Consider the following 17,703-nt stretch of genomic DNA (forward strand, 5'->3'; position numbering starts at 1 on the left):
TCCATCGTCGCTGCGCTCAGAGCTTCACCTGATGTTCCGCCTGGCCCTTCACGTCGGTTTCGATCGCGAAGGTCTGACCTGCGGCGGGGCCGTCATCGTTGACCGCGGCCGAGGTGCAGAACAGCGTCGTCATGTCGGGGCCGCCGAAGGCCGGGCAGGTGATCTGCGCGGCGGGCAGGGGGAAATGCGCCTTTTCCTGGCCATCGGGGCCATAGCACCCCACGCGCGCGGCGCCGAAGAAGGCGATCCACAGGTTGCCGGCGGCATCGAACACGGCACCGTCGGGGCGCAGTTCGGTTTCGCGCAGATCGACATGCACTTCCGGTTCGCCCGCGGGCCAGCCATCGGCGTCCAGGGCGACGCGGTGCACGACCTGGGTCTTGGTGTCGGTGAAGCAGGCGGTCTTGCCGTCGGGGGCAAAGCTGATGGCGTTGCTGATGGTGATCGGATCGAAAAGCTTGCGCACTTCGCCCTTGTAAAAGCGATAGATCGCGCCGCCGTCCTGGCCGGCGTCAACGCGCATGGTGCCGATCCAGAAGCCGCCGTAGGGGTCGGCGCGGCCATCGTTCGACCGGGTGTCGGGGTTGTCGGCGTCCAGGGCACAGATGGTTTCCTGCGCGGCGGTTTCCAGGTTGAAACGGAACAACCGCGTGGCCGAGGCGATCAGCAGGTTCTCGTCATCCAGCCAGCCGGCGGCCGAGACATATTCGTCGAACTGCCACTGGCGGGTCTGGCCGTCGCGGTTCTGGAACAGCTTCTTTCCCAGGATGTCGAACCAGAACAGGCAGTTCAGGCCCGGATGCCACAGGGGGCCTTCGCCCAGGGTGCAGGGTGTCGGATCGAATACGGAGATGTTCATGCTACTGCCTCATCATATGCTTTTACCATGGTCGCGGCGCGTGCGGCCACGTCGGACACGCTGTCGCCGGGGCGATAGAGGGCGGTGCCGATGCCAAAGCCCTCGGCGCCCGCGCTCAGCCAGTCGCGGAAGTTGTCGGGCCCCACGCCGCCCACCATGAACACCTTGGTGTCCACGGGCAGAACGGCGCGCAGGGCCTTCAGCCCCTCGATGCCCATCTGGAACGCCGGGAAGACCTTGACGCCATCGGCGCCATGCTTCAGCGCGGCAAAGCATTCGGTGGGGGTCAGGATGCCCGGAAAGCTTTGCATTTCCAGAACCTTGGTGGCGCGGATCACCTCGGGGTCGCAGTTGGGCGACACGATCAGACGGCCGCCCACGCGATAGACGTTTGCCACCTGCTCGGGCGAAAGAACGGTGCCCGCGCCAATCAGCGCGTCCTCTCCATGGGCCTGCACCATCGCCTCGATGCTGTCATAGGGCGAGGGCGAGTTCAAAGGCACCTCGATCCGGGTGATCCCGGCCTCGATCAGGGCGGCGGCAACGGGGGCGGCTTCGGTGGGGTCGATTCCGCGCAGGATGGCGATCAGGGGGCGGCTCATGTCGTGGGCTCCTTCGTGAGGGAATGGGCGGCGATCAGGCCGGCCCGTGTAAGGGCATCGCCATCGGTGCGTTTCGCGGTGATGCCCTGGGCGGCCAGGGCCGTGGCGTAATGGGCGCAAAGCGTGTCGGCGCCGATCAGCGCCACCTGCTGGCCCAGCCAATAGGGCCGGGTCGCGGCCAGTTCGGCCCCGATCAGCAGGCCCGACAGGCGGGCGCGGGCCGAGGCGTTGGGCAGGCCATGCAACAGGCCCTCGGCGCGCAGGGCAAACAGGCGGGCGGCCAGGGATTCAGGCTTGGCCAGGCCGTCCGAGAGGGCCGCGTCAAAGGCGTCATCATCCCAGCCATCGACGGACACGGAGTGGCGCAGCACGCTGTGGCCCGAAATCGCGGCAAAGAGATCGCCGGTCATGGCGGTCTGAAAGCTGACCACCTCGCCGGCGCTGATGTGCACCCATTTGGTGTGGGTGCCGGGCTGGCACAGCACGCCGTCGAAATTGGGGTTCAGGGCGATGAAACCTGCGATCTGGGTTTCCTCGCCGCGCATCACGTCGGCAGGCTTCTGCTGTTTCAGGCCGGGCACGATGCGCACGTCAAGGCGCGCATCGGTCGTCGGGGCGCGGGTCAGGTCGGGCGACAGGGGCGGGCAGGGCACGGCGCAATAGGCCGCCTCGATCCAGCCCTGGCGCGCGCCCACCATGCCGCAGCAGATGATGCGCATGGGATTTTCGCCGTCGCGCCCGCCAAGCCAGGCGCCCACCATGTCCAGCAGGGCGGGTTCGTAACCCTCGCGCTCAAGCGTGCCCATGCCGGCCGACGACCGGGCATCGGCCAGGATTTCACCATCTGCGCCCATGGCCCAGGCGCGGCAATGCGTCGTGCCCCAGTCGACGGCGATCCATTCGGGGGTGATAGCCTTGGTCATCTTCATCCTGTCGTTACAAAGCCGCCATCGACGACAAGGGCCTGCCCCGTCACCATACGCGAAGCATCCGAGGCCAGAAAGAGGGCCGGGCCAACCATGTCTTCGGGGCCGATGCGCACCGGAAGGGCCTGGCGGGCGATATGGGTGGAAATGTCGTCTTCGCTGACCACTTCGCGCAACTGGCGTTCGGTCAGGACCATGCCGGGCGTCAGGGTGTTGACCCTGATTCCATCGCGCCCGAATTCATGGGCATGGGCGCGTGTCATGGCGTTGATGCCCGATTTCGAGGTCGTATAGACCGGCATTCCCGCATGTCCCATCATGTAGGAGATCGACGACAGGTTCACCACCGCCCCGCCACCGGCCGCGCGCATGCCCGGCACCACCGCCTGAAGCGCAAAGAGGAAGGGGCGCAGGTTGATGGCGATCAGGTTATCCCATTCCTCGGGGGTGACATCCATGGTCGCATGGCGCCTGTCGTTGGCGGCATTGTTCAGCAGAACCGTGATTGGCCCGTTGGCCCGGGCGGCTTCGGCGATGGCACCCTGCAGGGCGGCGATATCGGTGACGTCGCAGGGTTGGAACCAGGGGCGCTGGCCGTGCTTGCGCTCCATCTCGTCCTGGAAGGCGCTGGCATCGCTGCGCTGCACGAAGGCCACCTTCGCCCCCTGCGCCAGGAAGCCGTCGGTCAGCGCGGCGCCGATGCCCGAGCCGCCGCCGGTGATGAACACCGATTTTCCGCGCAAATCGGGGAATGTTGCTGTCATAGTCGCGTTCCTTCGATCACCCACATGGATTGTGGAAAGGCCCAGGGCAGGGTCAGGCCGTGTTGCATCAGGTACTGGCCCGAAACCTCGATATCTCCGGATTTCAGCGCGGGATCGCCGCGCGACAGGCCAACCGCATCAGCGCGGTTGGCAAGGTGCATACGATATCTTGCCCCAGCGTCAAGGCCGGTCAGGCGCAAGGGGCGCGGCGCGATCTGGGCGCTGGTTTCCGCCTCCCCCGCGAAGACGACGAAACGCGCGCCGTCGCGTGACAGCTGCTGTTCCGCGATCACCGAGGGATCGGCACTGTCGAGCCGCAGGATATCGCCCCGGCACATCCAGCCGCGGTTGGCCTTCCACCAGGCGGTGACCTCTTGCAGGACGCGCGCCTCGTCCTCGGTCAGTTCCCGTGGGTCCATCTCGAACCCCATGTGGCGCTGCGCGGCCACCCAGGCGCGGAACCGGATGTCCAGAACCCGCCCCGAGGTGTGGCACTGGCGCGGGCCGACATGGCTGCCGGTGACGGCCATGGGCAGGAACAGGGCGGCGTCGTGCTGGATGCGCAGGCGTTCCAGCGCATCGTTGCTGTCGGAAAGCCAGACGCGCGCGGTGCGCTTCAGGATGCCGAAGTCGATCCGCCCACCGCCGCTGGCGCAACTTTCCAGTTCGACATGCGGAAAATCGGCGCGCAGCCGGTCGAACAGGGCATAGGTGCCGCGCGTCTGGGCCGCATCGGGGGCGGGCAAAACGCGGTTGTGATCCCATTTGACGTAATCGACATCATGGGCCGACAGCACCGCCGCGATATGGTTGTAGAGGTATTCGCGCACCTCGGGCAGGGCGATGTTCAGCACGAATTGCTGGCGCCCCGGGATCTGGTCGGCGGGGCCGAGGATCCAGTCGGGGTGGGCGCGGGCCAGGTCGCTGTCGCGGTTCACCATCTCGGGTTCGAACCAGATGCCGAAACCCATGCCCTCGGCCTTCACATGGTCGATCAGCGGGGTCAGGCCACCTGGGTACTTGCGCGGATCAATCACCCAGTCGCCCAGCGAGGTCGTGTCATCATCACGCCGCCCGAACCAGCCATCGTCCAGCACGAAGCGTTCAGCGCCCAGGGCGGCGGCGCGGCTGGCGATGTCCTTCAGCTCGGCCAGGTCGTGGTTGAAATAGACCGCCTCCCAGCAGTTGTAATGCACGGGGCGCGGGCGGTCCGGGTGCGGCCATGTCACGATCCGGTCGCGGGCGTGGCGCTGATGGGCGGTGGCGATGCCGTTCAGGCCGGTTGTGGAATGGGTGAGGTAGATCTTGGCCGTCTCGAACCGCGTGCCCGGTTCGGTTTCGCTCTGCGCGGCATGGCCGAACTGCACCTGGCGGCGGCCATCGGGCAGTTCCTCGGCAATCATGCGGTGTCCGCCCGACCAGCCATAGTGCAGCCCGAACGCCTGGCCCTGCGTGTTCGTGGTGCCCCGGCAGGGTAGGATCAGGCCGGGGAAATGTTCGTGCCCGCTGCGCCCTGTGCGGCTTTCGCGCATGTGGATGCCGGGGGTCCAGGGGGTTCGGTTCAACCGGAATTCGCCGATCCACCGGCCCGAAACGTCGATCACCTCATCGGCAAGTTGCGGCGCGGGCAAGACGGGGGCGGCCAGCCAGTCGAGGTGGATGGGGTGTCCGCAGGTGAGTGTGGCCCGTGCGGTTATGAGATCGTCGTGGGCGGTGAAGGTGGCGGTGTAGGTGAGGGCGTTTCGCGCATCTTCGCAGGTGAAGCGCAGCACATCACCATCCGTTCCGCCCGGCGGCAGGCCGGGCATCCCCCGACCGCCCCCCCGGGCGGGGGCTTCTCCCCCACCCGCGACCGGGGGATGCCCTTCGTTTATTGTATCGGACGTTGTCACATCTCTGAGCGCAAATGTGGGAAGAATTATCGCCCCCCCACCATCCCGCAGCATCATCCCCGGCTGGCCGGGAAAGCTGCGCCGCGCCTCGGGGGACAGCGACAGGGGCGGGCTGGCATCCAGCATCCCGCCCGTCACGTCCATCACCGCCGCCGATGCCAGCGTTTCCAGGTCTTCGTCTTCCGGCAGGGGCGCGCCCCAATAGATGCATTCGGGCAGGGCGTCGTCGCGGCTGACCAGGACAAGGGTCTGGTCGCGGGTATCCATCCGCCAGGCGCGGATCGTTTCGTCGGTCATGGTGGTCCTTATTTCACGGCGCCAAGGGTCAGGCCCGCGATGAAGTGTTTCTGCATCAGGAAGAACATCGCCACCGGCGGCAGGGCGGCGACGATGCTGCCCGCGCTCATCAGGTGATAGGCCGCGCGGTACTGGGCGTTGAAGCTGGTGATGCCCGCCGTTACCGGCTGGCTTTCGACGCCCTGGGTCAGCACGACGGCCCAGAAGTAGTCGTTCCAGATGAAGGTGAAGATCAGAACCGCCATGGCGGCAAGCGCCGGTTTCATCAGCGGCAGGACGACGTACCAGAAGATGCGCCATTCGGCCACGCCCTCGACCCGGGCCGCCTCGATCAGTTCATAGGGCAGGGCGCGGATGAAATTGCGCATGAAAAGGGTGCAGAACCCGGTCTGAAATGCGATATGAAACAGCACGAGGCCGGTCTTCGTATTGTAAAGCCCCATGTCGAGCGTGAGATCGCGCACCGGCACCATCAGGATCTGGAACGGCACGAAGTTGCCCGCCACGAACATGAAGAAGATCCAGAGGTTCGCCTTGAACCTGTAGATCCCCAGCGCGAACCCCGTCATCGAAGACAGGATGATGCAACCCACCACCGTGGGCACGGTGATGAAAACCGAGTTCAGCAGGTAGCGCGGCATGTCGGATTCGAAGAAGACCTTGCCATAGTTGGTGAGGCCTTCGAAGCTGGAGGGCCAGCCCCAGTAGTTGCCGGTGGTGAAATCGGCGTCGGGCTTGATGCTGAACACCATGATCGAGATCAGCGGCAGCAGCCAGAGCACAAGGGCCACGGGCAGCAGCGACTGGTAGGTCAGCTGCCATGCGCGGGGGGTCTTTTCGACGGGGGTGGGGAACATGGCTTAGCCGTCCTTTCGCTGAATGGCCCTGCGGGCCATGCCTGCGGCGCGAGTATTTGGACAAAGAAGAAACTGGGCGGTCATCTTGCCTTGTCCTCCTGGTACATCGACCACAGGAAATAGGCGATGAAGCAGAGCATGATCAGGAACAGCACCACGGCGATGGCCGCGCCGTATCCCATGCGGAAGCCGTATTCCGACAGCGCCACTTCGAACATGTAGAAGGACAGCACGCGGGATTCGCCGAAGGGGCCGCCGTTGGTCATGATCGAGATCAGGTCGAAACTGCGCAGCGCGCCGATGATGGTGACGACGAAGGCGATGAAGGTGGCGGGCTTGAGCTGCGGGATGATGATGTACCAGAGCATCTTCCAGCCCTTGGCATTGTCCAGCCGCCCGGCCTCGATCTGTTCGGGGTTCACGCCGTTCAGACCGGTGAGATAGAGGATCATGCAATAGGCCGTCTGCGGCCACAGCCCCGCGGCGATGATGCCGTAGGTCACATAGGTCGGATCGCCCAGCACGTTGATCGGGCCGAGGCCGACCCAGCCGAGGATGATGTTCAGCAAGCCGAAGGTGGGATCGTAGAACCAGGTGAAGACCAGGCCGACGACGACCTGCGAGATCACGAAGGGAAAGAAGAACAGGGATTTGTAGAGGCGGATGCCGGTGACCGTCTGGTTCAGGAACAGCGCGATGAACAGGCCCGCCGGAATGGCCAGCAGGTAGAGCACCAGCCAGATCAGGTTGTTCCTGAGCGAGGTATAGAAGGCATCGTCATAGTAGAGCTCTTCGTAGTTCTGAAGGCCGATGAATTCGGGCGCGCCCAGGCCATCCCAGCGCAGCGTCGAGATCTGGAACGACTGGAAGATCGGGAAGATCACGTAGAAGGCAAAGAAGATCATCCCCGGCGCAAGGAAGAGCCAGGGCGAGATCGCGATCTGGTTGCGGTGCCACCAGTTGCGTTTCGGCCCCTGGGGATGGGTGTCGGGCAGGGTTGCGTGGGTCATGGGGCCACCTGGTCTTGGGTGTGGGGCGGACCGGGTCTGCGCCGCGCGGTCCGGGTGTGGGGTGGGGCGGCACCATTGGCCGCCCGCAACCCGTTTCATGCCGTAACTTGGCGTGGATCAGTAGATCCGGCCGCGGGCCCGCTCGAGCCGGTCGAGGATCTTGTCGATGTTGTCGGGGCGGACCATGAATTCCTGGAAGCCCTCCATCGCGACCTTGGCCATCTCGGCGGGGGCGTCACGGTCGAAGAACTGCGCGATGCCGCCCGGTGCCTTGTTGGACAGGACATCGAAGCCTTCCTTCAGGAACTTGTCGTCATCCACCGAGGAGTTCGAGTTGACCGGAAGCTGACCCAGCGCGTTGCCCGCGTTGATCAGGGTCTGGTTGTCGGCCGAAACGACCCATTTCAGGAAGGCCTTGGCGTTGTCCTTGTTGGCCGCACCGCTGGGGATGTGGAAGGTGTCGGTCGGGGCGTCTTCGCCCAGTTCGACATCGGCGTTGATCGCGGGGAACTGGAAGTAATCCAGCTGATCGTCGCTCAGGCCCGCTTCGCGCAGGGGGGCCACGGCGAAGTTGCCCATCAGGTAGGCGGCAGCATCGCCACCGGTCATGAAGGGCAGGGCCTCTTGCCAGCTATAGGCGGTGTGGTTGTCGATGAAGGCGCCCATGTCGATCAGCTCGCGCCAGTTGGCGAAGGTCGCCTTGACGCCGTCGTCGGTCCAGGGAATCTCGCCCGCCGTCAGCTTCATGTGATAGTCGAAGCCGTTGGTGCGCATGTTCAGGTAGTCGAACCAGCCACCGGCGGTCCACAGGAACTTGGTCCCGATGGTGAAGCACTTCACGCCGTTGTCGAGCAGGGTCTGGCAGTTGGACTTGAAGGTGTCCCAGTCCTGCGGTTCGCTCAGGCCGTACTGGTCGTAGATATCCTTACGATAGTAAACGCCCCACTGGTAGTAGGTATAGGGCACGCCCCACTGCTTGCCATCCATGGTCATCGCGCCCTTGGTGCTGGCGAGTTCCTCGGACAGGGTGCCTTCCCAGATGTCCGACACGTCCTCGAACAGGCCGGCGTCCACATAGGGGGCCATGCGGTTGCCCGCGTACCAGTTGGCCACGTCCGGCGAATTGGCGGTCAGGAAGTTGCGGATCTGGGTCTTGTAGGCTTCGCGGTCGATCACCGTCAGTTCGATGTTCAGATCGGGGTGCATTTCCCCGAACCGCTCCACCATGCCTTCCATCACCGCGCGGGGCGCAGGGTTGGACATGTCGGAAAAGATGATCAGATCCCCGGACAGGTTCTGCGAATGGGCATCGGCAAGGGCGCCCGTTGCCATCACGGCAGAGACGCCAAGCGCCGCGGCGGACGCTGTGAGTTTGCACACCATAAGTTGCTCCCTAGATGGTTCCATTATGTGAAACTTGGTTTTAGATATTGAAATGATAACCGCATTGGCGCTATGGATGTCAACAGTTTCCTGCCCCCGGAAGGCTGACCTTGCGTCAGAGCAGCGGGCGTTTTGCCCGCAGGGCAAGGGCAGAAACAGGCGAGAGGATGGATGGCATGCCGGACCGGTCAGGGCGACCGTCAGCAGGTGAGGCGCGGGGTGCGGGCACCGTGGGCAAGGCGCTTGCCGTGCTTGACCAGGTGGCCGGTTATGGCCGTCCGGTGCGCTTTGCCGAGGTGCAGCGCGACAGCCCCTTTCCCAAGGCCACGCTCTATCGGCTGATCCAGACGCTGACCTCGCAGGGGATGCTGCGGCTTGACCCCGAAAGCGGCACCTATGCGCTGGGGGTGCGGCTGGTGCGGCTGGCCCATGCGGCCTGGCACACCACCTCGCTTGCGCCGATCGCGCGGCCCCATATCGATGCGCTGTCCGCCGAACTGGGCGAAACGGTTCACCTGGCGCAGCTGGACCATGGCCAGGTTCTGTATGTCGACAAGCGCAACGCAACGGTCCCGGTCAGGATGTATTCGCAGGCGGGCAAGGTGGGCCCGGCCTATTGCACCGGGGTGGGCAAGGCGATGATGGCATTCCTGCCCGCCCCCGACCTTGAAGATACCATCGCGCAGCAGTCGTTTCACCGGTTCACGCCCAATACGCTGACCGACCGCGCAAGCCTCTTGCGCGATCTTGCGGCGATCCGCGACCGTGGCCATGCCTTCGACGACGAAGAGCATGAGGCCGGCATCATTTGCCTGGCCGTGCCGATCCTGACCGATGGTCGCCAGGTTCTTGGTGCGATCTCGGTCACGGCCACCAGCGCGCGGCGCAGCCTTGACGAACTGGGCGAACTGGCCCCCGCCCTGCGCGCCGCGGCCCGGAAGATCGCCACCGAGGCATCGGCATGGCGGTTCCCCGACCGTGCCGCAGAACCCCTTGCAACAACAGGATGAATCCATGTCAGGTGTGACACTTTCCAATGTTATGAAGCGCTACGGCGACGTGCAGGTGATCCACGGTGTGGATCTGGAAGTCGCCGATGGCGAATTCTGCGTTTTCGTCGGGCCTTCGGGTTGTGGCAAGTCCACGCTCTTGCGGATGTTCGCGGGGCTGGAGGAAACGACGGGCGGCAAGATCGCCATCGGCAGCCGCGACGTGACCCGCGACGACCCGGCCGAGCGGGGCGTGGCGATGGTTTTCCAGACCTATGCCCTCTATCCGCACATGACGGTGGCCGAGAACATGGGCTTCGGGCTGAAGATGAACAAGCATCCCCGCGCCGAGATCGACAAGAAGGTGGCCGAGGCCTCGCGCATCCTGAAGCTGGACGATTACCTGAAACGCAAGCCGGCGGCCCTTTCGGGCGGGCAGCGGCAGCGGGTGGCCATCGGGCGGGCCATCGTGCGCGGCCCCGAGGTGTTCCTGTTCGACGAGCCGCTGTCGAACCTCGATGCGGAACTGCGGGTCGAGATGCGGGTGGAAATCGCCCGCCTGCACAAGGAAATCGGCGCGACGATGATCTATGTCACCCACGACCAGGTCGAGGCGATGACCCTGGCTGACAAGATCGTGGTGCTGCGGGCCGGTGTGATCGAACAGGTGGGGGCGCCGCTCGATCTTTACCGCGATCCCGACAACCGCTTCGTGGCCGGTTTCATCGGCTCACCGGCGATGAACTTTCTCGAAGGCAAGGTGACCGATGGGCGGCAGGTGGCGGTGTCGTCGCTGGACAAGGCGCTGCCGGTGCAGGTGCAGGTGCCCGCCGAGGGCACGGCAGTGACCCTGGGCATCCGCCCCGAACATATCGAGATCACCGAGGGCAGCACCCACACCGTGGAACTGACCGAGGCGCTGGGGGGCGTGTCCTATGCCTATCTGGCGGGTGCGGATGGCGAGCGGATGATCGTGGAGGAACGCGGCGATCTGCGCTCGAAGGCGGGCGACAAGGTTGGCATCGCCTTCGATCCGGCGCGCGCGATGCTGTTCGATGCCAAGAGCGAAGCGCGCATCCGATAGCGCGCAAAGGAACTTTCAATGCCTCCGGCGGGGATATTTCAGGACCAAAGATGAAGACAGGATGGTCTTTGCGATCATAGGTCTTCAAATATCCCCGCCGGAGGCTCCGACGGCTGACTAGGCCGCCGTCCGCCCGTAGTACAGCGAAACGGTATGCTCGGCCTCGGCGAAGAACAGCCAGCGGGTGATCAGCACGCCGCAGAGGTGCGACAGCACGGCCAGCGCCGCCATGACGTGGTGGAAGGGCAGCAGCAGAAGCGCGACAGGCGCCGCAAAGGCCAGCACCAGCGCGATGGAGCGCAGCTTCGTGGCATGTTTGCGGGCGATGACGAAGACCATCTCCTTCGTGAGGTAGTTGCCCTCGGAGTGGGACGATTCGAACAGGCGCACCTTGCCGATGCCGCCCAGCCCGGTCGCGGTTCCGGCGGTGCTTCCCGCGGCGGCGAACCGGGCATCCCCCGCTTTCCAGGCGGCGAACTGGCCGATGCCGGTCAGGACCAGGAAGGCGATGGCCACCGTAACCTGACCCGACAGAAGCGCACCGCCCGACAGCGCATAGGCGATGAACATCGCGCTGGTGGACCAGTGATGCCAGCGCGGCACGCTGCGGATCGAGGCATAGATCATCGATGTGATGTAGACGGTTCCGATCGATGCCAGCGCGCCAAGCCAGCCGATGGGCGCGAGGCGCAGGCCGAAGAACACCAGTGGCGCTGCGAAAATCGCCATAACCACCAGCGTGAGGACCGAGGCCCAGCCTTCGCGCGAGAGCCAGGAGGTGCGCCACTGGGTGAAGGCCTTCAGCGCCCGTTCGGGGTGGCCCAGGTGGAAGGTGGAAAACACCAGCCCGCCGACCGCCAGCAAGTAGGCGATGGCGAAGAAGGCGAAGGCCGACATCCCTTCGACCCGCGGAAAGCCGAGACCCAGGAAAGCCAGCAGACCGAAGCCGATGCCCGACAGCGTGGTGAAGGCGATGATGGAGGCGGCGGGGTGCATCAGAGTTTCTCCAGCGCGCGGTCAAGCCAGCCCAGGAACCCCGAGGGCGTCTCGGCCACGGGTTGCAGGAAGGGGGCAAGCACGTCGATGTCTTCGTCGCGGGGGCGGGGGGGCAGGTACTTGTTCACCGGTTTCGTCCCCTGTTCGGGCATCAGATCGAAGCCGCCGCGTTCTGCCACAAGGCGGCTGACATCGCTGTCGGGGTCGGCCAGGTCGCCGAAGTGGCGCGCGCCGGCCGGACAGGTGCGCACGCAGGCGGGCTGGCGGTCTTCCTCGGGCAGGTTCTCGTTATAGATCCGGTCGACGCAGAGGGTGCATTTCTTCATCACCTGTTCGACCGGGTCCATTTCCCGCGCGCCGTAGGGGCAGGCCCAGGCGCAAAGCCCGCAACCGATGCAGTCGGACTCGTTCACCAGGACGATCCCGTCTTCCACCCGCTTGTAGCTGGCGCCGGTGGGGCAGACGGTGACGCAGGGGGCATCGTCGCAATGCAGGCAGGATTTCGGGAAATGCACCGTTTGGGCGGGGCCGCTTTCGGGCTGCACCTCGAAGGAATGGACGCGGTTCAGGAAGCTGCCCACGGGTTCGGCACCATAGGCATCCTTGTCGGCCAGGGGCGCGCCGTAGTTTTCGGTGTTCCAGCCCTTGCAGGCGGTGACGCAGGCATGACAGCCGACGCAGGTGTCAAGGTCGATCACCAGGCCCAGCTTGCGTTGCGTGGATGCGGGAAGCTCGGTCATGGGTTCAGCCCCCTGTCTTCTTCTTTGCAAAAATACTCAAATTCCACAATGGCCCCCATCACGACCCGACCTTCCGGGTCACGTTGGCCGGCGCCGGGGGCACCGGCGACGCCTGCGCCGGGATGTCGGGATAGCTGCGGCTGGGGGCGCGCACCTTCTCGATCCTGACGCGCAGGTCGAACCAGGCGGCCTGGCCGGTCACCGGGTCGGAGTTGGACCAGCGCAGCCCGTCGCCCTTGGGGGGCAGCAGCTCGTGGATCAGGTGGTTCAGAAGGAACCCCTTCTTCGCCTCGGGGGCGTCGTCGTCCAGCGCCCAGGCGCCCTTGCGCTTGCCTATGGCGTTCCAGGTCCAGACGGTATTTTCGTTCAGCGCCGCCATCAGTGCCACGGGCACGGTGATTTCGCCATGCATCGAACTGACGCGCGCCCAGTCGCCGTCGCGGAACTTCTGTTCTTCCCATATCTTCGTCGGAACATAGAGCGGATTGTGCCCGTGGATCTGGCGCAGCCAGGCGTTCTGTCCGCCCCAGGAGTGATACATGGCCATGGGCCGCTGGGTCAGGGCATGGACCGGGTACTCCACCGGGTCGGCATGGCCATCCTCAAGCGGGGGATACCAGATCGGCAGCGGGGTGAGGGTGGCCTTGATGCGTTCGCGCAGGTGGTCGGGGGGCTGGCGGGTGCCGTGGCCTTCGGCGGCCAGCTGGAACCGACGCAGGGGTTCGGACCAGAGCGAGAAGATATAGGGCGCGGGCTTGTCAAAAAGGCCGATCTTTACCGCCCAGTCCTGGTAGGCGCGGTTCCAAGGCTTGTAATACAGTCCTTCTTCGGGGATATGCCCGATCCAGAATCCGCCGTGTTTGATGTATTCGTCGATCTGCGCGCCGTTCGGGTGGCCCCGGCCGTGTTGCATGGTGGTCTCGGCTGCGCCATCGCCCACCCGCCAACCCGCCAGGGGGCCGACACCGGGGCGGCGTTCGTGGTTCACGATGTAGTCGGCGTAATCCTTGAACTTCTGTTCGCCCGTGTCGGTGACGAAGCCGGGCAGGTTCAGCCGCGCGCCCAGGTCGATCAGCGCCGACTGGAAGCCCTTCACGTTGCGGTCGGGTTCGACCACGGGCCAGCGGATGGCATCGGCGGCGGCATCGGCCTCGCAAATGGGACGGTCAAGCAGCGAGATGCAGTCGTGGCGTTCAAGATAGGTGGTATCGGGAAGGATGAGGTCGGCATAGGCGACCATTTCCGACGAATAGGCATCGGAATAGATGATGTGCGGGATGACATATTCGCCGGTGTCGTCCTTGTCGGTCAGCATCTTCATGACGCCCGAGGTGTTCATCGACGAATTCCAGGCCATGTTGGCCATGTACATGAACAACGTGTCGATCTTGTAGGGGTCGCCCGCATGGGCGTTCGAGATCACCATGTGCATCATGCCATGGGCGGACATGGGGTTTTCCCAGGTGAAGGCCTTGTCGATGCGCGCCGGGGTGCCTTCGGGGGTCAGGGCCAGGTCGTCGGGCCCTTGGGTAAAGCCCAGGTGCGGCCCGTCAAGCGGTTTGCCCGGCGTGACCTTGCAGTGGGGCTTGGGGTGGGCCGTCGCCGGTTTCGGGTAGGGCGGTTTGAACCGCATTCCGCCGGGGGTTTCCACGCTGCCCAGCAGGATCTGCAACAGGTGCAGGGCGCGGCAGGTCTGGAACCCGTTGGAATGGGCGCTGATGCCGCGCATGGCATGAAAGCTGACGGGCCGGCCGATCATCTTTTCGTGCCGGGTGCCTCGGAAATCGGTCCAGGGCTGGTCGATCTCGATCGCCTCGTCAAAGGCGGTGCGGGCCAGGTCGGCGGCGATGCGGTTGATGCGGTTTGCGCTTAGCCCGATCTTGGGTGCGATGGCCTCGGGGGCGTATTCCCCGGCCAGGTATTTCTCGGCGATATGCTGAAACACGCTGCGGTGGCTGATGCCCGCCCGCCGCAGCGAGCCGGAGAGGTCGGGGCGCACGCCTGTCCCGTCGAAGGGGGCCGGTTTGCCGGTGGCACGGTCGATCACCAGATCGCGGCCATCCTCGGTTTTCAGCAGCAGGCCGAATTCGGGCGATTTCGGGTCTTCGTTGACCAGCACCGGGGCATTGGTGAACTGAGCAAGATAGTCGAGGTCGATCTTGCCCGCCTTCAGAAGGCAGTGGATCAGCGACAGGATGAACAGGCCATCGGTGCCGGGGGTGATGCCGATCCATTCATCGGCAATGGCGTTATAGCCCGAGCGGATGGGATTGACGCCGATCACCTTGGCGCCGCGTTTCTTCAGCTTGCCCAGCCCCATCTTGATCGGGTTGGAATCGTGATCCTCGGCCACGCCGAACAGCATGAACAGCTTGGTATTGTCCCAATCGGGCTGGCCGAATTCCCAGAAGGCGCCGCCCATGGTGTAGATGCCCGCGGCCGCCATGTTGACGCTGCAAAAACCGCCGTGGGCGGCGTAATTCGGCGTTCCGAAGGCCTGGGCCCACCACGAGGTGAAGCTTTGCGACTGGTCGCGCCCGGTGAAGAAGGCCAGCTTTTCGGGCGCCGTGTCGCGGATCGGTTTCAGCCATTTCACCGCAAGGTCATAGGCCTCGTCCCAGGAAATCTCCTCGAACTTGCCGCTGCCGCGTTCGCCGACCCGCTTCATCGGCGCACGCAGGCGGGCGGGCGAGAGGTGCTGCATGATCCCGGCCGACCCCTTGCCGCAGAGAACGCCCTTGTTCACGGGGTGATCGCGGTTGCCCTCGATATAGGCGACCTGCCGTTTGCCGTCGGGGCCGTCCTTGAGGTGCACGTTGATCCCGCAGCGGCAGGCGCACATGTAGCAGGTCGTCTTGCGGATCTCGTCGCTGACCTTGGGCGAGGTGTCGATCTGCGGTTGGCTGTGGGACATGGCAGGTCTTCCGGCTGGTTCGGGGGCACACTAGCCCGCTGTTCGGGGGAGTGCGAGTCTGGCGATGGGCCGCTGGCCGAAATGGCGCAGCGCCCGGATGCACGCACTATCCGAGCGCGTCTGCGCCAGGTGCCTCGGGCGGCCCGACAGGCGGGTGGCGTCAGGAACCGGCCATGTCGTCGGGGCTGATTCCGGCGACGGAGACCGGCGCCTTCATGGCATCGCGGCGGAAGGGTTCGCCCAGCTCCTGGTTCAGCATCACCTCGATGAAGGTGGTTTCGCCATGCTGCATCTGGGCCTTCACGGCGGTGTCGAGCGCGGCCGTCAGCCCCTCCATGGTATCGACCTGCACGCCCGTCAGCCCGCAGGCGCTGGCGATGCCGGCATAGGAGACGCGGGGGTTCAGCTCGGTTCCCACGAAGTTGTCGTCGAACCAGAGGGTGGTGTTGCGTTTTTCGGCGCCCCACTGGTGGTTGCGGAAGATCACCATGGTGATCGCGGGCCAGCCTTCGCGCCCGACGCTGACCATCTCGTTCATCGAGATGCCGAAGGCGCCATCGCCCGCAAAGCCCACCACGGGCACGCCGGGCTGACCGATCTTGGCGCCGCAGATGGCCGGAAACCCGTATCCGCAGGGTCCGAAAAGCCCGGGGGCCAGGTATTTGCGGCCCGCCTCGAAGCTGGGATAGGCATTGCCGATGGCGCAGTTGTTGCCGATGTCCGAGCTGATGATGGCATCGCGCGGCAGGGCCGACTGGATCGCGCGCCAGGCCTGGCGGGGCGACATCTTGCCCGGCTCGCGGTTGCGGGCGCGTTCGTTCCATGTGGTGCCGGGATCGTCGGCCTCGTGATCGAGGCTGGTGAGTTCCTGCGCCCAGGCGGATTTCGTCTGGCTGATACGCGCTCTTCGGTCCTGGCGTCCCTCATCGCCCGCCGTGTCGGACAGGCGGTGAAGCAGCCCTTCGGCCACGCGTTTCGCATCGCCCACGATACCCAACGCCACCGGCTTGGTCAGGCCGATCCGGTCGGGGTTGAGATCGACCTGGATCACCTTGGCGCCGGTCGGCCAGTAGTCGATGCCATAGCCCGGCAGGGTGGAGAACGGATTGAGCCGGGTGCCAAGCGCCAGCACCACGTCGGCCCGGGCGATAAGCTCCATCGCGGCCTTGCTGCCGTTATATCCCAGCGGCCCGGTAAACAGGGGGTGGCTGCCCGGGAAGGCATCGTTGTGCTGATAGCCGACACAGACCGGCGCATCCAGACGTTCGGCCAGGGCCATGCTGGCCGGGATGCCGCCCGACAAGACCACCCCGGCACCGTTCAGGATGACCGGAAACCGGGCCGCGCCCAGAAGGTCGGCCGCCTCTTGCAGCGCCTTTGCGCCGCCCGAGGGCGGTTCGAAACCGGCAATGTCGGGCAGGGCGATGTCGATGACCTGGGTCCAGAAATCGCGCGGCACGTTGATCTGGGCCGGGGCACTGGCGCGTTTGGCCTTCAGGATCACCCGGTTCAGGACCTCGGCCATGCGCGAAGGGTCGCGCACCTCTTCCTGCCAGGCCACGCAATCGCGGAACAGGTTCATCTGCTCCATCTCCTGGAAACCGCCCTGGCCGATGGTCTTGTTCGCCGCCTGGGGTGTCACCAGAAGCAGCGGCGTGTGGTTCCAATAGGCGGTTTTCACGGCGGTGACGAAATTGGTGATCCCGGGGCCGTTCTGGGCGATCATCATGCTCATCTCGCCGGTGGCGCGGGTATAGCCGTCGGCCATCATCCCGGCCGTCATCTCGTGCGCGCAATCCCAGAAGGCGATGCCCGCCCGGGGAAACAGGTCGGAGACCGGCATCATGGCCGATCCGATGATCCCGAAGGCCTGGCGGATGCCATGGGCCTGAAGGGTTTTGACGAAGGCTTCCTCGGTGGTCATTTTCATCGGTCGTTCCCCATTTGCACTGTTTTTTTCTATCGCCATCCTGTCGCGGACGATAGGCCCTGTCGCCCGGCGTTCAATCGTCGTGGGCCAGGATGTTCAGCAGCTTGCCAGCCGGATCGCGCAGGAAGAACCGGCGCACGCCCCAGGGCTCGGTTGCCGGGCCGTATTCGATGGCATGGCCCAGGGTACGGGCGCGGGCCAGGGTTTCGTCAAGATTGTCGACCTCGATCGACAGGTCGGGGACGGGCGTGCCCGATCCGCCCTCGCTGGCGATGCCAAGCTGCACCCTGGCCGTTTCGGGTGAGGTGAGGGTCACGATCCAGCCGTGATCCATCGCCACCTCGAGGCCGAAGAGATCGGCATAGAACTGCCGCACCTCGGGGAGCGTGTCGGTGGCGATGTTTGCGACGATGCGTCTGACGGTCATGGCGGGCCTTTCCTGGCTGCGGATGCTGCATCC

Annotated in this window: 15 protein-coding genes; 2 read left to right on the forward strand and 13 right to left on the reverse strand. The window is 65.1% G+C overall.

Features of this window, described 5'->3' with window-relative positions:
- Positions 1 to 16 precede the first annotated feature (16 nt).
- The 8 genes from H7828_RS20330 to H7828_RS20365 all read right to left on the reverse strand — a co-directional run bounded on the left by H7828_RS20330 (position 17) and on the right by H7828_RS20365 (position 8,539).
- The gene (locus H7828_RS20330; RefSeq protein WP_226782904.1) at positions 17 to 859 is read right to left on the reverse strand and encodes an SMP-30/gluconolactonase/LRE family protein; all 843 of its coding nucleotides are present in this window, start codon (positions 857 to 859) and stop codon (positions 17 to 19) included.
- Positions 856 to 1,461, reverse strand: coding sequence for a 2-dehydro-3-deoxy-6-phosphogalactonate aldolase (locus tag H7828_RS20335; RefSeq protein ID WP_226782905.1), 606 nt, complete (start codon positions 1,459 to 1,461; stop codon positions 856 to 858). Before H7828_RS20335 ends, H7828_RS20330 begins: the two co-directional genes overlap by 4 nt.
- Positions 1,458 to 2,384, reverse strand: coding sequence for a 2-dehydro-3-deoxygalactonokinase (locus H7828_RS20340; RefSeq protein WP_226782906.1), 927 nt, complete (start codon positions 2,382 to 2,384; stop codon positions 1,458 to 1,460). The genes H7828_RS20335 and H7828_RS20340 overlap by 4 nt, the downstream gene beginning before the upstream one ends.
- 2 nt (positions 2,385 to 2,386) lie before the next feature.
- Positions 2,387 to 3,151, reverse strand: coding sequence for an SDR family NAD(P)-dependent oxidoreductase (locus H7828_RS20345; RefSeq protein ID WP_226782907.1), 765 nt, complete (start codon positions 3,149 to 3,151; stop codon positions 2,387 to 2,389).
- Positions 3,148 to 5,340, reverse strand: a complete 2,193-nt coding sequence (locus tag H7828_RS20350) for an alpha-galactosidase (protein WP_226782908.1) — start codon at positions 5,338 to 5,340, stop codon at positions 3,148 to 3,150. Before H7828_RS20350 ends, H7828_RS20345 begins: the two co-directional genes overlap by 4 nt.
- A gap of 8 nt (positions 5,341 to 5,348) precedes the next feature.
- Positions 5,349 to 6,197 (reverse strand): carbohydrate ABC transporter permease, encoded by an 849-nt coding sequence (locus H7828_RS20355; protein WP_226782909.1) that lies wholly within the window; start codon positions 6,195 to 6,197, stop codon positions 5,349 to 5,351.
- An 80-nt stretch (positions 6,198 to 6,277) separates the two neighbouring features.
- Positions 6,278 to 7,207, reverse strand: coding sequence for a carbohydrate ABC transporter permease (locus tag H7828_RS20360; protein ID WP_226782910.1), 930 nt, complete (start codon positions 7,205 to 7,207; stop codon positions 6,278 to 6,280).
- Positions 7,208 to 7,324: 117 nt separating this feature from the next.
- Positions 7,325 to 8,539 (reverse strand): ABC transporter substrate-binding protein, encoded by a 1,215-nt coding sequence (locus H7828_RS20365; protein WP_226782937.1) that lies wholly within the window; start codon positions 8,537 to 8,539, stop codon positions 7,325 to 7,327.
- A 227-nt stretch (positions 8,540 to 8,766) separates the two neighbouring features.
- On the opposite strand from H7828_RS20365, the gene H7828_RS20370 reads away from it, so the two are divergent.
- Both H7828_RS20370 and H7828_RS20375 read left to right on the forward strand, forming a co-directional pair.
- Complete coding sequence (locus H7828_RS20370) at positions 8,767 to 9,600, forward strand: IclR family transcriptional regulator (RefSeq protein WP_226782911.1); 834 nt, start codon at positions 8,767 to 8,769, stop codon at positions 9,598 to 9,600.
- 4 nt (positions 9,601 to 9,604) lie between these two features.
- Complete coding sequence (locus H7828_RS20375) at positions 9,605 to 10,663, forward strand: ABC transporter ATP-binding protein (protein WP_226782912.1); 1,059 nt, start codon at positions 9,605 to 9,607, stop codon at positions 10,661 to 10,663.
- 117 nt (positions 10,664 to 10,780) lie between these two features.
- Here H7828_RS20375 and H7828_RS20380 read toward each other — a convergent pair whose 3' ends face one another.
- The 5 genes from H7828_RS20380 to H7828_RS20400 all read right to left on the reverse strand — a co-directional run bounded on the left by H7828_RS20380 (position 10,781) and on the right by H7828_RS20400 (position 17,670).
- Positions 10,781 to 11,659, reverse strand: a complete 879-nt coding sequence (locus H7828_RS20380; RefSeq protein ID WP_226782913.1) for a dimethyl sulfoxide reductase anchor subunit family protein — start codon at positions 11,657 to 11,659, stop codon at positions 10,781 to 10,783.
- Positions 11,659 to 12,399 carry a 4Fe-4S dicluster domain-containing protein gene (locus H7828_RS20385; protein WP_226782914.1) on the reverse strand — a complete coding sequence of 247 codons (741 nt, stop codon included), beginning with the start codon at positions 12,397 to 12,399 and terminating at the stop codon, positions 11,659 to 11,661. The genes H7828_RS20380 and H7828_RS20385 overlap by 1 nt, the downstream gene beginning before the upstream one ends.
- 58 nt (positions 12,400 to 12,457) lie before the next feature.
- Entirely contained in the window at positions 12,458 to 15,313 is a 2,856-nt protein-coding gene (locus H7828_RS20390; RefSeq protein WP_226782915.1) for a molybdopterin oxidoreductase family protein, read from the reverse strand.
- 160 nt (positions 15,314 to 15,473) lie between these two features.
- Positions 15,474 to 17,243 carry a sulfoacetaldehyde acetyltransferase gene (xsc, locus tag H7828_RS20395; RefSeq protein ID WP_226782916.1) on the reverse strand — a complete coding sequence of 590 codons (1,770 nt, stop codon included), beginning with the start codon at positions 17,241 to 17,243 and terminating at the stop codon, positions 15,474 to 15,476.
- A 73-nt stretch (positions 17,244 to 17,316) separates the two neighbouring features.
- Entirely contained in the window at positions 17,317 to 17,670 is a 354-nt protein-coding gene (locus tag H7828_RS20400; RefSeq protein ID WP_226782917.1) for a VOC family protein, read from the reverse strand.
- Positions 17,671 to 17,703: the final 33 nt, after the last annotated feature.

Source organism: Oceaniglobus trochenteri (assembly GCF_020529025.1).
Lineage (GTDB): Bacteria > Pseudomonadota > Alphaproteobacteria > Rhodobacterales > Rhodobacteraceae > Oceaniglobus > Oceaniglobus trochenteri.